This window comes from Pseudomonas sp. NPDC089734 (assembly GCF_044748865.1).
Taxonomy (GTDB): Bacteria; Pseudomonadota; Gammaproteobacteria; order Pseudomonadales; family Pseudomonadaceae; genus Aquipseudomonas.
The window spans coordinates 260,733-274,054 of sequence record NZ_JBIVGV010000005.1 but is presented as its reverse complement, the minus strand read 5'-3'; the positions used below and the strand labels follow the sequence as shown (position 1 = coordinate 274,054).

Annotated in this window: 13 protein-coding genes and 2 tRNA genes; 9 read left to right on the top strand and 6 right to left on the bottom strand. The window is 58.0% G+C overall.

The features are described from left to right. Positions 1 to 14: 14 nt before the first annotated feature. The 4 genes from ACIPY9_RS09200 (at position 15) to ACIPY9_RS09185 (ending at position 3,498) form a co-directional block, all read left to right on the top strand. Positions 15 to 782, top strand: coding sequence for a methyl-accepting chemotaxis protein (locus ACIPY9_RS09200; RefSeq protein WP_400699860.1), 768 nt, complete (start codon positions 15 to 17; stop codon positions 780 to 782). A gap of 90 nt (positions 783 to 872) precedes the next feature. Further along, positions 873 to 1,373 carry a hypothetical protein gene (locus tag ACIPY9_RS09195; protein WP_400699710.1) on the top strand — a complete coding sequence of 167 codons (501 nt, stop codon included), beginning with the start codon at positions 873 to 875 and terminating at the stop codon, positions 1,371 to 1,373. Positions 1,374 to 1,480: 107 nt separating this feature from the next. Then, positions 1,481 to 2,980 carry a tyrosinase family protein gene (locus ACIPY9_RS09190; protein ID WP_400699707.1) on the top strand — a complete coding sequence of 500 codons (1,500 nt, stop codon included), beginning with the start codon at positions 1,481 to 1,483 and terminating at the stop codon, positions 2,978 to 2,980. 119 nt (positions 2,981 to 3,099) lie between these two features. Next, positions 3,100 to 3,498 (top strand): hypothetical protein, encoded by a 399-nt coding sequence (locus ACIPY9_RS09185; RefSeq protein ID WP_400699705.1) that lies wholly within the window; start codon positions 3,100 to 3,102, stop codon positions 3,496 to 3,498. Positions 3,499 to 3,564: 66 nt separating this feature from the next. Here ACIPY9_RS09185 and ACIPY9_RS09180 read toward each other — a convergent pair whose 3' ends face one another. Beyond that, on the bottom strand, positions 3,565 to 4,119 hold the full coding sequence (locus tag ACIPY9_RS09180; RefSeq protein ID WP_400699703.1) for a hypothetical protein: 555 nt from the start codon (positions 4,117 to 4,119) through the stop codon (positions 3,565 to 3,567). A 141-nt stretch (positions 4,120 to 4,260) separates the two neighbouring features. Next, positions 4,261 to 7,179, bottom strand: coding sequence for an EAL domain-containing protein (locus ACIPY9_RS09175; protein WP_400699701.1), 2,919 nt, complete (start codon positions 7,177 to 7,179; stop codon positions 4,261 to 4,263). 253 nt (positions 7,180 to 7,432) lie between these two features. Between ACIPY9_RS09175 and ACIPY9_RS09170 the strand changes: the two genes are divergently transcribed. The 3 genes from ACIPY9_RS09170 to ACIPY9_RS09160 all read left to right on the top strand — a co-directional run bounded on the left by ACIPY9_RS09170 (position 7,433) and on the right by ACIPY9_RS09160 (position 9,700). Beyond that, positions 7,433 to 8,497 carry an NAD(P)-dependent alcohol dehydrogenase gene (locus ACIPY9_RS09170; RefSeq protein ID WP_400699699.1) on the top strand — a complete coding sequence of 355 codons (1,065 nt, stop codon included), beginning with the start codon at positions 7,433 to 7,435 and terminating at the stop codon, positions 8,495 to 8,497. Between the two features lie 256 nt (positions 8,498 to 8,753). Then, complete coding sequence (locus ACIPY9_RS09165) at positions 8,754 to 9,122, top strand: hypothetical protein (protein ID WP_400699697.1); 369 nt, start codon at positions 8,754 to 8,756, stop codon at positions 9,120 to 9,122. Positions 9,123 to 9,337: 215 nt separating this feature from the next. Then, positions 9,338 to 9,700, top strand: a complete 363-nt coding sequence (locus ACIPY9_RS09160) for an NUDIX hydrolase (protein WP_400699695.1) — start codon at positions 9,338 to 9,340, stop codon at positions 9,698 to 9,700. A gap of 83 nt (positions 9,701 to 9,783) precedes the next feature. Here the strand turns inward: ACIPY9_RS09160 and ACIPY9_RS09155 are convergent. Then, positions 9,784 to 9,860, bottom strand: a tRNA-Val gene (locus tag ACIPY9_RS09155). Between the two features lie 132 nt (positions 9,861 to 9,992). Continuing rightward, entirely contained in the window at positions 9,993 to 10,430 is a 438-nt protein-coding gene (locus ACIPY9_RS09150) for a YqaA family protein (protein WP_400699693.1), read from the bottom strand. Positions 10,431 to 10,643: 213 nt separating this feature from the next. On the opposite strand from ACIPY9_RS09150, the gene ACIPY9_RS09145 reads away from it, so the two are divergent. After that, the gene (locus ACIPY9_RS09145) at positions 10,644 to 10,868 is read left to right on the top strand and encodes a ubiquitin-like protein (protein ID WP_400699691.1); all 225 of its coding nucleotides are present in this window, start codon (positions 10,644 to 10,646) and stop codon (positions 10,866 to 10,868) included. Between the two features lie 118 nt (positions 10,869 to 10,986). Here the strand turns inward: ACIPY9_RS09145 and ACIPY9_RS09140 are convergent. Next, positions 10,987 to 11,063: transfer RNA gene (locus ACIPY9_RS09140), tRNA-Val, on the bottom strand. 183 nt (positions 11,064 to 11,246) lie between these two features. Between ACIPY9_RS09140 and ACIPY9_RS09135 the strand changes: the two genes are divergently transcribed. Then, positions 11,247 to 12,530: an NAD(P)/FAD-dependent oxidoreductase gene (locus ACIPY9_RS09135; protein ID WP_400699689.1), complete on the top strand. Its 1,284-nt coding sequence runs from the start codon at positions 11,247 to 11,249 to the stop codon at positions 12,528 to 12,530. Between the two features lie 38 nt (positions 12,531 to 12,568). Here ACIPY9_RS09135 and ACIPY9_RS09130 read toward each other — a convergent pair whose 3' ends face one another. After that, positions 12,569 to 13,258, bottom strand: a complete 690-nt coding sequence (locus tag ACIPY9_RS09130) for a peptidase C39 family protein (RefSeq protein ID WP_400699687.1) — start codon at positions 13,256 to 13,258, stop codon at positions 12,569 to 12,571. Positions 13,259 to 13,322: the final 64 nt, after the last annotated feature.

The following is a 13,322-nucleotide window of genomic DNA, read 5'->3' as shown; positions in this document are numbered from 1 at the left end:
GTGTCTCCAATGACATGGCTGAAGCCGCAGGCCGCCAGCGCGAAGCGGTGGACATGGTGTCCACGGCCTTCCATGAAATGGTGGCCACCGCCAACGAAGTCGCCCGCTCCTGCAGCCAGGCAGCGGAGTCGGCCGACAGCGGCCAGCAGCAGGCCCGTGAAGGTCAGCGGCAGATCGACGACGCCGTCAGCAGTGTCGATCAGTTGAGCACCGAAATCGCCCGCTCGGCCCAGGACATGTCGGAGCTGGAAAAAGACAGCAACGATATTCAGTCGATCCTCGACACCATCCGCTCCATCGCCGAACAGACCAACCTGCTGGCCCTCAACGCCGCCATCGAAGCCGCCCGGGCCGGTGAACAGGGCCGAGGATTCGCGGTGGTGGCCGATGAGGTCCGCGCCCTGGCCAAACGTACCGCCGACTCGACAGCGGAAATCGACACCCTGCTGGGCAATCTGGCCAGACGCACCGCGTCCGTGGCGCAACAGATGCACGCCAGCCTGGATGTGTCGCAGCAATCGGTCAGCAAGATCGGCCAGGCGCGCAACAGCTTCGGGCAGATCCGTGAATCGGTGGATGTGATTCGCGACATGAACACCCAGATCGCTACGGCCGCCGAAGAGCAGCATCAGGTGGCGGAAGACATCAACCGCCATATCAGCCAGATCCATGGCGATGCGCAGTTGATTGCCGACCTGTCCGACTCGGCTCGCAGCGATTCCAACAGCCTGGCGTCACTTTCCAGTGAGCTGGATGCGCTGGTGCGCAAGTTCAAGACCTGAGTGTTGGCCCCTTCGCGAATGAATTCGCTCCTACAGAAAATGTGTGGGAGCGGATTTATCCGCGAAAACATGGGACTACACTGTATTCCCATGAAGACCCCCAAACGCTGGCTGCTCTCAGCCCTTATCCTGCTTTCTGGCCTTGCGCAGGCATCCGATCGCCTGATGTATCAGGCCGTCGAGCCTGCGCGATTGAGTGCAGGCTCCTATACGGTTCACCTGAAAGCTGTCGGGGCGGAAACGGATAAGCCTGATCTGAATGGACGCTGGACGCTCAAGCTTTCGGGCATCTGGGCTGCCGGGAAACCTTCGAGCCCTTATGGTCTTTATCTGAATCTTCCACCGGGTACCCAACCGACACCTGAAGACCCCGGTTATGTGGGAACCTTGAGTGTCTATGACACCCCCAGGCGCTACGACCCGCAACGTTCTCGCAAAGTCAGCTATGACTTGCTGCCTGCATTCTCCCGCCTGAAAGCCAGCGGACGCCTGAAGATGGTCTCGACACTCACCCTCCTGCCTGTACGCCCGCCAGAATCCGCCCAGACCTTGCATATCCAACAGGTTGAAATCTATCGAAATACGCCATGACAAAATATTTCCTGAAAACTTGAGATGCAGTGGCACATAGCTACACTCGCTCTGCCGTCCAGCGGCACGCCATGAGGCATCTTTAGGATTGTTCAGGAGTGAGCAGCATGACCATTCGTCGTAGAACCCTGTTGAAACTCAGTGCATTGGCAGGCGGGGCAATGATCCTGCCCGATGTCATGCAACGCGCGCTTGCAGCATCAAACACCACCAAGGTTCGTCATGCGGTCAGCACGCCGGAAGGCAAGCTGATGCTGGCGGTTTATGCTCGCGCCGTGGGCTTGATGATGAAAAAGCCTTCAACAGACCCACTGTCCTGGATTTTCCAGTGGTACACCCACTCCACGCCGGAGGACAAGGAAGTCGAACTCCAGAAAGTCTTCGGCAGCACCAGCAGCCCGCACCGGCAAATGGCCGAGACCATGTGGTTTACCTGTGAGCCTCACCGCAGCGGCAATTCCGATGCCTTCCTGCCCTGGCACCGCATGTATGTGCTGTATCTGGAGCAGATCGTGCGCGATGTGTCAGGTGATCAGGCCTTTACCCTTCCCTATTGGGACTATGTCGGCCCTTCCTGCACCCCGGCAGGCCAGTGCACCGTGCTGCCTGAAGAATTCCGCAAGCCGAACCATCCGCTCTGGGGCTCGCTGTACCGACCAGACCGCAACCCCGGCGTCAACGACGGCAAGCCGGTGGACGCATCGCCTTATGGGTCGCCGCTGACCCTGGATTGCATGAAATCCCCCCGCTACCGCGAGTCGGGCAGCGATGCCGGTTTCTGTGCCAACCTGGATAACGACCCTCATGGGGTCATGCATGATAACGTAGGCGACGACAAAGGCATGGGCGTGATTGCCTGGGCTGCCAACGATCCGATCTTCTGGCTGCACCATTGCAACATCGACCGTATCTGGGCCAGCTGGAACAAGGCTGGCGGCCTCAATCCACAGGACACGCCTTTTACCAGCCAGAGCTGGACGTTCAGCAACGGCCAGGGCCTTCCCGTGGTCGCCAAGGTCAGCGATGTGCTGGACACCACCACCCTGGCCTCGCCCTACATCTATGACAGCTATCTGAGCCGTCCGGCCGGCAGTGTTCCGTTCAGCAAGCCTCTTGTCAGGGCTGCCAGTGTTCATGCCCAGAGCCGACTCTCCAGCGGACGCTCCTCGGCCATTGCCTTGACGGAAAAACCGGTCAAGATCGCGCTGGCCTCGCAATTGCGCAGCACCAGCAAGGCAGGTTTCGGCAACGCCCTGTTTTCGGCCACGCAAGGTGAAACCCTGTACCTGACGCTGTCCGATATCAGCGCCTCCGCCGAAGTCGGCAACAGCTACGGGGTTTACCTCAACCTGCCGGCGAATGTCACCCCGACACCGCAAGACCCTTCCTTTGTCGGGACCATCAGTTTCTTTGGCGTAGGCATGCCGACTCATGGCGGCCACCATACGTCCACACGAGACATCAGCTTCGTGGTCACGGATATCGTTCAGAAACTGACCGACGCCAAACGCATGAATCAGGAACCGACCATCACCTTCGCACCGATCGGCAAGAACAATGTGAATGCCAAACCGGTCGTGGGCAGCGTCAGCCTGCAATCGTCCTGATATTAATGATGGTCATGGGAGCTTCTTGAACAGAGGCTCCTAACCGGACATCTGCTCAGATCGTCCGCAAACCCTGCAATATATGGTCAGAAGCCCCCATCAATGGCTATGCTGCGCCCATGAACACCTCACCTCCGATCCGCAACCCCTGCCCGCCCGGTGCTTGTATCTGCGAGCGTGAACGGCTGGACGCTCCCGATGCCGATCGGCGCATCCTGCTACTCACCCGCGAAGAGGAAAAACGCCTGCTCGAACGCCTGGAGCGTATCGAAAGCCTGAGCGACCTCGAGCGACTGCAAGGCAAGATTCAGGAACAACTGGGGGTGCGGGTGGAGATCGCGCCGGGCTTCAATGAAGTGCGGACCATGCGCGGCATCAGCATTGTCATTCCCGAAAAGACCGGCCTGTGCCGCAAGACCCGTCAGTCGATTCCGGCCGCCATCCGCCGAGGCCTGGAAAATCGTCCCGAGATTGCCTGGGAACTGCTCAACGCCCACGACTTGCTGCGTGATGCCTGAGGAAGGACATGATTCGCGGATGAATCCGCCCCCACGGTGTGCAGGAGCGCATTCAGACGCGAAAGATCAGGCAACCAGACCTGCCTTGATGCCATTGATTCTGGCATTGATGTCCTCAGCGGCAGCAGTCTGCTGCTCCTTGAGGGCTTCCTGAACTTTCTTGTCCAGTGCCAGCTTCTCTTCCGGTGTCATGGCGTCGTACTCCTCCTTGCTGACGCCTGTCAGTTTTTCACGCATTTTCTCTTCAGCAGATTGCTTCATGTAATCCATGAATTCCTGCTGTATCGAGCTCATTGTCGATTGGCCAGTGCCGGTAGTGGCAACACTGGTGGAGTCGGTCACGCCGTTATCGCTGTCGGCTGTCGCCTCAGACAGGGTCTTTTCAGCCAATGTCTTGATGTTGAACATCATCCGGGCAAAGGATTCATCATAGCCATCGTTGTTCTGCGCCGTGTTCCCGGAGGTCGACGTGTCGGTCCGGGATGTAACCGGAGTGACAGCCGGGACCAGGCTCTCTGCCGCAGGCACAGTACTGAAAGTACTCTGGGAGACGTCATCAACGGTCTTGCGCCCGACAACCCTGGAAACCAGGTGTTCAAGCGAACTGTTACTGATGATCATCGTTCACCTCCTATGGTGGGTGCTCCCGGTAAGCAGCAAAACCAGTGCCAGCTACTGAAAAACCCATAAACCCATGATTCGGAAAGGCTTATTGAAATCGCTTCGGCCAGCCGCCTTCCGGCAACGGAAGCAGGATGCCGGTCACGGCAAGTCGTTGCCGGTCCGGGTCCAGTGCTGACCCAGCTCGATCCCCCTGCTCAGATCAAGCTGCTCCAATGGCAGGGGCACGGCAAAGTGATACCCCTGGGCCTGACCTGCTCCCATTCCACGCAGCAACTCCAGCGTGGCATGATCCTCGACGCCTTCGGCAACTACGGTCAGGTCCAGCGACTCGGCCATGCGCACAATCGCTCGCACAATGGCACGGCTTCTGGAACTGGTGGTCAGCTCAAGCACGAAGGACTTGTCGATTTTCAAGCCACTGAAGTGGTACTGGTGCACATAGCTGAGCGATGAAAAACCGGCACCGAAATCGTCCAGCACCACGGACATGCCGTTATCGGACAGTTGTTTCATGGACTGGCGGGCCTGCTCGGGATCGGCCACCAATGCACCTTCGGTCAGTTCCAGACACAGGCGCGAGGGCGCCACCCCATAATCCTGCAACAGGGTCAGGACCTCGGAGGCGAACTCCGGGCGGGTGATGCTGTAACTGGAGCAGTTCACATGCACCGGCGGCCAGTGTGCATTGGCCGGATCGGCCAGAATGGCAATCACCCGCTGCAACATGTAGAGGTCAAGACGGCCGATCAGGCGCAATCCTTCCAGTGCCGGCAGGAAGCTGCCAGGGCCGATGACGCGACCATCGGGCTGATGCCAGCGGATCAGGGCTTCCAGCGCCCTGACCTTGCCCGTGCTGACGCAAATGATCGGCTGAAAATAGGGGACCAATTCGTCCGTGCGCTTGAGAGCCTTGCGCAATGCGCCCTCTTGCTCGACTTGATCCGAGACTTCCCGGCGCAACTCCTGATTGAACACGGCAAAGCTGTCACGACCGCCGTTCTTGACCCGGTACATCGCGGTATCGGCATCCCGCAGCAGGTCGGCGGGCTCACGATGAAACTGCGCATCAGCGCCGACCACACCGATACTGCAAGAAGAAAAGACCGCATGACCGTCAATGAAAAACGGCAGGTCGAACGCATCGAGAATCCGCTCGGCAATTTCGATACCGACAGCCAGCGGCGCGCCGATCCCCAACACGGCAAACTCGTCGCCCCCCAGACGCGCCAGCAGATCACCGCCCCGGATGCAGCTGCGCAATCGTTCGGCGGCTTTCACCAACAGAATGTCGCCAAAGTGATGGCCCAGGCTGTCATTGACCATCTTGAAACGGTCCAGATCAATGAACATGACCACCAGTTGCTGCTGGTGACTGCTGAAATCCTGCCAGGCGGCCTTCAGGCGCTGTTGCAAATGACTGCGGTTCGGCAGGCCGGTCAGCGAGTCGTGGGCGTTTTCATGCAGCAACCTGGCATTGGCCAGGTCCAGTTCACGGGTACGGTCTTGAACCCGGGCTTCAAGCAGCAGATTGGCGGTGTGTATCGCTTCGGCAGCACTGCGTCGGGACAGGGCCGTGTCGATATGGCGGGACACGAAGGTCAGCAATTCCTGATCGCGAAGTGTGTAGCTCACGTTCTGCGAATAACTCTGCACGGCCAGCACACCCCGTACGTCATCGCCATCGAACAGGGGAATGCCCAGCCAGGATGACGAGCGGTTAGAGTCGTTCTGGATCTCGATTTCACCCAGTTCTTCCAGTCGAAGGGCGTCCTCGCGGTCTATCAGGCACGGGCAACGCTGACGGATGACATACTCGGTAAATCCCCGCTGCCCTCTCCGGGCCTTGGGTGTCGTCCTCAATCGTTCATCGCTGTAGTAGGGAAAGGTCACTTCCCCCGTGGCACTGTCGTACAACGCGATATAGAAGTTGTAGGCCACCAGCAGCTCGCCGACGATCATGTGCAGGCTATGAAACAACTCCGCCATATCCCCCGGCTGGCTGGAAAGCTCGGCGATCTGGAACAAGGCGCTCTGCAGATGCTCGGCCCGCTCCCGATCCGCCACTTCCTGCCTGAGCGCATCGTTGGCCGCCGAGAGCTGCTGGGTACGCAACAGCACCGTATGCTCCAGATCGGCCCGGTGCAGAATCCGGTCCAGCGCCATGGCCACATGCCGGGAGACCACCAGAAACAGGGCGCGGTCTTCAATGCTGTAGATCCGCGAAACGTCATACACCTGCATGGCCAGCATCCCGACCACTTCGTCCGACGAGTTCTTGAGAGGTGCGCCCATCCAGAACTCGGGATGACGGCCCTCACAGAAGAAACGCCCCTGTTCCTCGGCATGCCTGATGCCGATGGCATCGACGAACATGGGCTGTCCGGTCGTCAGCACATAGCCCGTCATGGACAGGCGCGAACGGTCCAGGTACTCGAAGGTTTCCGGCTCTACGGCCTTGTTATCGGCGATGTCGATGTAATAGGGATAAGTGATCTTTTTCCGCGGGCCGTCATACAGGGCCAGGTAAAAGCTTTCGGCATCGATCAGGGTCCCCAGTTGCTGGTGAATACCTTTGAGGAACGTCTTTCGATCACGTGTCGAACTGGCCAGGTAGCTGATTTCATACAGCACACGCTGAGTGTTCTGTGCCCGGACCAGCGCCGCGCTTTGCAACAGATACCCCAGACGCAGGGCCAGATCCACCAGGGCCGGGTTATCGGCTTCCGAAAGGGGTGCCAACAGCCAGCCCAGCGCGCTCTCCCCCATCCCCGCGACCCGACGATGCAGTTGGCGTCGCTGGCAGAACTCGTCGAAACCTTCACCGGGGATATCGTCCGGCCAATCAGTCTGTACGTTCGCGCTTCCCAACAGACGCTTATGCGCCCCCGCACCATAGGCGGCCCAGGCGATATCGTGAATACGGGCCCGTGCCTCGCAGAACAAGGCGTCTATCGAGTCCGTCAGTGAAAAGGCATCGCTGCCCTCAAGTGATGTCGCACAGGAGTCATCTTCATCAGCGGATTGGCGCACGCCTGCGATCAAAGGGGAAACCTGCATGAAAACACCAAATCCTGTAACTGATTGCGACTATCTTCGGCGGCAGCGCCCAATGGTGGCAAGCAGGATATTCGATTGCCAGCAAGAAAGTACGTAGCCATTCGGGAATTCAACGGCCCGATATCCGTCAGAAGCAAGGCCCCCATCGGCTCTTCACAGGGTCAGCCCCCTCCTGTCACAGGGTTTTTCACCCAACCGGAGCTATGCTGGCTTTCGGATTATCCCTTAACCCTCCCGCCTTAAGGTGAATGCAATGGTCAAAACCTACAGCTATGCCGCCAAGGAACCCACCGATGCCTTGAAGCCCTACCGCTTTGAACGGCGCGCTCCCGGGGCAGACGATGTGCAGATCGACATTCTGTATTGCGGCGTTTGTCATTCGGACCTGCATACGGCACGTAACGAATGGAAAAATACACTGTACCCGTCGGTTCCCGGCCATGAAATTGTCGGGCGCGTGACCGCCGTGGGTGCAAACGTCACGCAGTTCAAGGTCGGTGACCTCGCCGGGGTTGGCTGTATGGTCGATAGCTGCCAGCACTGTGCATCCTGCGCCGAGGGCGAAGAACAGTACTGTGAAAATGGCTTTACCGGCACCTATAACGGACCGGTCTTTGGTGGCGAAAACACGTTTGGCGGTTATTCCGACAACATCGTCGTCAAGGAAAAATTCGTTCTGCGCATTGCTCACAGCGACAACCTTGCTGCCGTGGCACCTCTGCTGTGCGCGGGCATCACCACCTACTCCCCGTTACGCCACTGGAACGTGGGGCCTGGAAAAAGAGTCGGTGTCGTAGGGCTTGGCGGGCTGGGTCATATGGCCGTGAAGATTGCCCATGCCATGGGGGCCCATGTGGTGCTGTTCACCACCTCCCCCAACAAACGTGAAGATGGCCTGCGGCTGGGGGCGAATGAAGTCGTGGTCTCCAGGGACCCCGCCGAGATGGCCGCACAGGCCAATAGCCTGGACTTCATTCTCAATACCGTTGCAGCACCTCACGATCTCGATGCATTTCTCGCATTGCTCAAGCGCGACGGCACCATGACATTGGTCGGGGCACCCGCCGAACCTCATCCGTCACCCGAAGTATTCGGGCTGATATTCAAACGCCGCAGCCTGGCAGGTTCACTGATAGGCGGCATCCGGGAAACCCAGGAAATGCTGGACTTCTGCGCCGAGCACAAGATCGTGTCAGATATCGAAGTCATCCCCATGCAGGCTATCAATCAGGCCTATGAGCGCATGCTCAAGGGTGATGTGAAATATCGCTTCGTGATCGATATGGCCACTCTGAAGCAAGAAACCTCGGCAGCCTGAGCCTTCGTGAACAGGCCGACTGTTCATTGACAGGTCGGCCGCTCACACCTTGAACAAGGTGACCACTTGATGACACATGTTCCAGTTTCGGGCATTCGTTCAAACAATCCGATCATTGGTATATCGTTCAGGAAAATACCGAAAACATCGCCAAACCATTCGTCATAAAGCCTCTTGCGTTCAACTTCCGGCCGTTGACATGCTCTTTTACAGGGCGTGCAATAAGCGCTTGGCTTGAAACAATGGAGAAATACACATGGCTAAGATCAATGTTTTAGCGGGTGATTTTCTTCAAGGTAATGGGGAATATCGTGCTGGCACCATTACACTTGTAACCCCTCTTTTTCCATGGCCCGGGATCAGTTTCAAACACTCCGAAATCCAGTCCGTGGAAATTGCCAGCGAAGCCTCTAACAAGAAAATGGACGGTGCGATCGGGCTGGGCCTCGCAGGCGCATTGATGCTGGGGCCTGTAGGCGCTGCCGCTGGAATGCTGTTGGCCAGTGACGAGAAAGAAATCACCTTCCTGGCAACCTTGAAAGATGGCAGAAGCCTGCTCGCCGCCACCGACGAAGGCACCTACCAGACAATGACCCGGGATATTCCCGAGTCACACCTTCTGTGAAATCACCCGATACCTGAAAAGAGCCTGGCGTCATGCCGGGCTCTTTCATGAATCCCCCCTCACACTTGCAACAATGCTGGCACTTATTGTGCACGGCAAGAACATGACGCTTTTATTAATTTTTAACTAACAGCTCCAATACTCACTTCACAGGCCTCAAGTTTCATGATGTATAAGCAGATATCAAGGATGACTGGACGTTGACAGGTAAGGCAATGAAAGAGCGGGCTACCATCATCTGCAAGCGTGACGATCAAGTGCTCTACGTGCGCAAGCCAAAATCGAAGTGGGTGCTGCCAGGCGGCAGGATCGAAGCGGGGGAAACGCCTGTCCAGGCGGCTGCACGCGAACTGAGCGAAGAAACAGGTCTGGAGAATCTGGATCTGCTTTATATCGATGAATATGAAAACGACAGGGTCATTCACCATATCTTCATGGCAACGATCCCGTCCTCCAGCGAACCCTCTCCGCAGAACGAGATTGCGGCCTGCAAATGGCTCGCCTCCGGCAACATCAGCGATATCAAGGCAAGCACAGCGACCAAATCCATCGTCAAGTCGTTCGCCCGGCAGAAATAGGCCTTGCCGTTCAGTGCCGATAACGAAAAAGGGCGACCCTTTCGGATCGCCCTTTTGCACCGCCCAGCAGAGCGGATTTTGTTTGGTAGGCGCGATTGGACTCGAACCAACGACCCCCACCATGTCAAGGTGGTGCTCTAACCAACTGAGCTACGTGCCTGCTGTGGGAGCGCATTCTACGGATATTGCCAGGCGTGTCAACGGCTTTTCGCACTAACCCACTGAATATGCGAATTTTTATGCCGGACACAGCCTGCTTTCCCGGAATGCCCGATCAGGACTGGCTTCATCTTCATCCCCACTTCAAGGTAATCCAGGCCAGCACGAGGTAGCGCCCGCCCTTGGCCAGGGTGACGATCAACAGGAAACGCCAGAAAGGTTCACGCATGATCCCCGCGATCACCGTCAGCGGATCCCCCACGATCGGCACCCAACTCAGCAGCAGAGACCAGTACCCGTAGCGCAGATAAGACTGTCGGGCTTTCTGGAGCCGGTTTTCACTCACCGGAAACCAGCGCTTGTGGCGAAAGCGCTCAATGGAACGGCCCAATAGCCAGTTCATCGCAGACCCCAGCACATTTCCGAAAGTGGCCACCGCCAATAACACAGGAACCGCATAGCGGCTGGAGAGCAGCATCCCGACCAGCACGGCCTCTGACTGCATCGGTAATAACGTGGCGGCCCCCAATGCCGCCAGGAACAACCCCAGGTAACTGGTCAGTTCAAACACTTGAAAGCTGCCTTATCCACTACGATGGCGCTGTCGCCGTCAGGCAAGCCTGTCATTGAAAGCGTTCAATACTGTCATTTCTGCCAGTGTCAGGCATGTGCTCCCGAACTTATGATGATTTCAGGCGCGCGAGCGAATGGAGTACACCTGCCCGGACACGATTCAAGCACACACCAACACGCGCCACCCTGCCATTCAGATCCAGGTGACGACATGAAGATCTATATACAGAAAATTACCGGAGAGCGCTGGGAACTGCTGGATGTCGAGCCTTCGGACACGATCGAAAACGTGACATGGAGGATTGAAGATCAATATGCAATACCCGCCGCCACTCAGAGGCTGATCTTTGCCAACAAGGTGCTGGATAATCAAAGGACACTGGCCGATTACAACATCCAGGCCGAAACCACCCTTCACCTTGTGACACGCCTATGACAGGACAGGCTGATCGAAAGATCCCCTCCACGCCGTTTGACGTCAGGAGATCGCCAAACGAAAAAGGGCGACCCTTTCGGATCGCCCTTTTGCACCGCCCAGCAGAGCGGATTTTATCTGGTAGGCGCGATTGGACTCGAACCAACGACCCCCACCATGTCAAGGTGGTGCTCTAACCAACTGAGCTACGTGCCTGCTGTGGGAGCGCATTCTACGGACATTGGCAGGCATGTCAACTTCTTTTTTCAGCTAAGCCTCTGAATTCGCAACGCTTTTACGCAGCCCCTGGCCAAATTTGTTTTGCCCTGCAGCTGGCAGAGGTTTTTTATCTCGGGTAGGATCCTGTCAATCGTCAAGAATTTTAAACGGAGATTCAGGATGGCGAACACGTTCTATCCGCAGTCCTACTACGCCGCCTCGGCCCATCCGGCTCCCGAGCGCCCCGCCTTGCAGGGTGAAGTCGAGACGGACATATGCATTATCGGTGCAGGCTATACCGGACTGTCCAGCGCCCTCTTCCTGCTTGAGCATGGTTTCAAAGTCACCGTGCTTGAAGCAGCGAAAGTCGGTTTTGGTGCCTCGGGCCGCAACGGCGGGCAGATCGTGAACAGCTACAGTCGCGACATTGACGTCATCGAGCGCAGCACCGGCCCCAGGGAGGCGCAACTGCTGGGCCAGATGGCGTTCGAGGGCGCGGCGATCATTCGTGACCGTGTTTCCCGCTACGGGATTCAGTGCGACCTGAAGGACGGTGGCGTGTTCGCCGCACTGACCCATAAACAGATGGCCCATCTGGAGGCTCAGAAGCGCCTGTGGGAGCGTTACGGCCACACTCAGCTTGAACTGATGGATAAAAACCGCATCCGCGAAACCGTGGCCTGCGAGCAGTACATCGGCGGCATGCTGGACATGTCCGGCGGGCATATTCATCCGCTCAACCTGGCTCTGGGTGAAGCGGCTGCCGTGGAATCCCTCGGCGGAGTGATCCACGAGCAGTCAGCCGCCATCCGCATCGAACGCGGGGCCAATCCGGTCGTGTACACCGAACAGGGAAAAGTACGCGCCAGATTCATCATCGTGGCCGGCAATGCCTATCTGGGCAATCTGGTACCGGAACTGGCGGCCAAGTCGATGCCGTGCGGCACCCAGGTCATCACCACTGAACCGCTGGGCGAAGAACTGGCGAACACCTTGCTGCCTCAGGACTACTGTGTCGAGGACTGCAATTACCTGCTGGACTACTACCGCCTGAGCTCCGACAAGCGCCTGATCTTCGGGGGTGGCGTGGTGTATGGCGCTCGGGACCCGGCCAATATCGAGGCCATCATTCGCCCCAAGATGCTCAAGGCCTTCCCGCAGCTCAAGCAGGTGAAAATCGATTACGCCTGGACCGGCAACTTCCTGCTGACCTTGTCACGCCTTCCTCAGGTCGGGCGGCTTGGCGACAACATCTACTACTCACAAGGGTGCAGTGGGCATGGTGTCACCTACACCCACCTGGCGGGCAAAGTGCTGGCCGAAGCCTTGCGCGGTCAGGCCGAACGCTTCGATGCGTTCGCCGGCCTGCCCCACTACCCGTTCCCCGGCGGACAACTGCTGCGGACACCGCTGACAGCGCTGGGTGCCTGGTATTACAGCCTGCGCGACAGACTGGGTTTCTGAACCCGGACTTTCAGCTGAATCGCCCCAGGGTGCTGTTTTTATTTAACACCCTGGCGCGACAGCGTCTTGACTGCCTCACCCGACGCTTGCTCCTGCCCCGCCCGGGACAATTCGTCGGCAGCCTTCAGCCAGCGCTGCTGATCGACATTCGCAGGCAACTGCCGTGGCCCCTGAACCAGAACCGCCCAGCTACCCGCGTCCTTCCACGCCGAGGCAAAGCTGCCAAAGCTCATCATCTGGCGTCGACTCATGCCCATCTGCAACACGACCGTCTGTTTAGTGCGGTTGTAACCGACCAGCACGCCATAGCGAGGCCCCTTCCACCAGGCCGAACCTTCGGAGAGTCGCAACATTACCGGATAACCCGCCGCCACCTGCGTCAGCAGCGCATCCAGCGTGCCATCGAGCGGATACACCATGAAGCCATATTCCCGTGCCACGCTCGGCATGCTGCGCTCAAGCCTGTCTTCGCCTCCCGGCAATTGCAGCGGCTTGTCCAGCAACCCCGGCGTGATCGCGACCTGATGGCTGGACAACATGCCCGCCAGCGTTCCCGGAGCGCTCTGATAGGCATTGCCGCGGAAGAATGGCACGGCGTTGAGTTCGACCCGATCCGGCAACCGCTGGATCTGCGGTGTCACCATCGAGGCACAGGCGCTCAAGCCCACGATCAGAAGAACAGCCCACAATGGACGGGCGACGTTGAATAAAAAGGATACCGGCAGCATTTTCACTCACTTCAACGGATGTCAGGCACCACACGACCCGACTCGGATACCGATCATAGAGCCA

Excerpts from the sequence above, each read along its gene's own strand:
- ACIPY9_RS09200 (WP_400699860.1), top strand. The coding sequence starts at position 15 with ATGGCTGAAGCCGCAGGCCGCCAGCGCGAAGCGGTGGACATGGTGTCC.
- ACIPY9_RS09195 (WP_400699710.1), top strand. The coding sequence starts at position 873 with ATGAAGACCCCCAAACGCTGGCTGCTCTCAGCCCTTATCCTGCTTTCT.
- ACIPY9_RS09190 (WP_400699707.1), top strand. The coding sequence starts at position 1,481 with ATGACCATTCGTCGTAGAACCCTGTTGAAACTCAGTGCATTGGCAGGC.
- ACIPY9_RS09185 (WP_400699705.1), top strand. The coding sequence starts at position 3,100 with ATGAACACCTCACCTCCGATCCGCAACCCCTGCCCGCCCGGTGCTTGT.
- ACIPY9_RS09180 (WP_400699703.1), bottom strand. The coding sequence starts at position 4,119 with ATGATCATCAGTAACAGTTCGCTTGAACACCTGGTTTCCAGGGTTGTC.
- ACIPY9_RS09175 (WP_400699701.1), bottom strand. The coding sequence starts at position 7,179 with ATGCAGGTTTCCCCTTTGATCGCAGGCGTGCGCCAATCCGCTGATGAA.
- ACIPY9_RS09170 (WP_400699699.1), top strand. The coding sequence starts at position 7,433 with ATGGTCAAAACCTACAGCTATGCCGCCAAGGAACCCACCGATGCCTTG.
- ACIPY9_RS09165 (WP_400699697.1), top strand. The coding sequence starts at position 8,754 with ATGGCTAAGATCAATGTTTTAGCGGGTGATTTTCTTCAAGGTAATGGG.
- ACIPY9_RS09160 (WP_400699695.1), top strand. The coding sequence starts at position 9,338 with ATGAAAGAGCGGGCTACCATCATCTGCAAGCGTGACGATCAAGTGCTC.
- ACIPY9_RS09145 (WP_400699691.1), top strand. The coding sequence starts at position 10,644 with ATGAAGATCTATATACAGAAAATTACCGGAGAGCGCTGGGAACTGCTG.
- ACIPY9_RS09135 (WP_400699689.1), top strand. The coding sequence starts at position 11,247 with ATGGCGAACACGTTCTATCCGCAGTCCTACTACGCCGCCTCGGCCCAT.
- ACIPY9_RS09130 (WP_400699687.1), bottom strand. The coding sequence starts at position 13,258 with ATGCTGCCGGTATCCTTTTTATTCAACGTCGCCCGTCCATTGTGGGCT.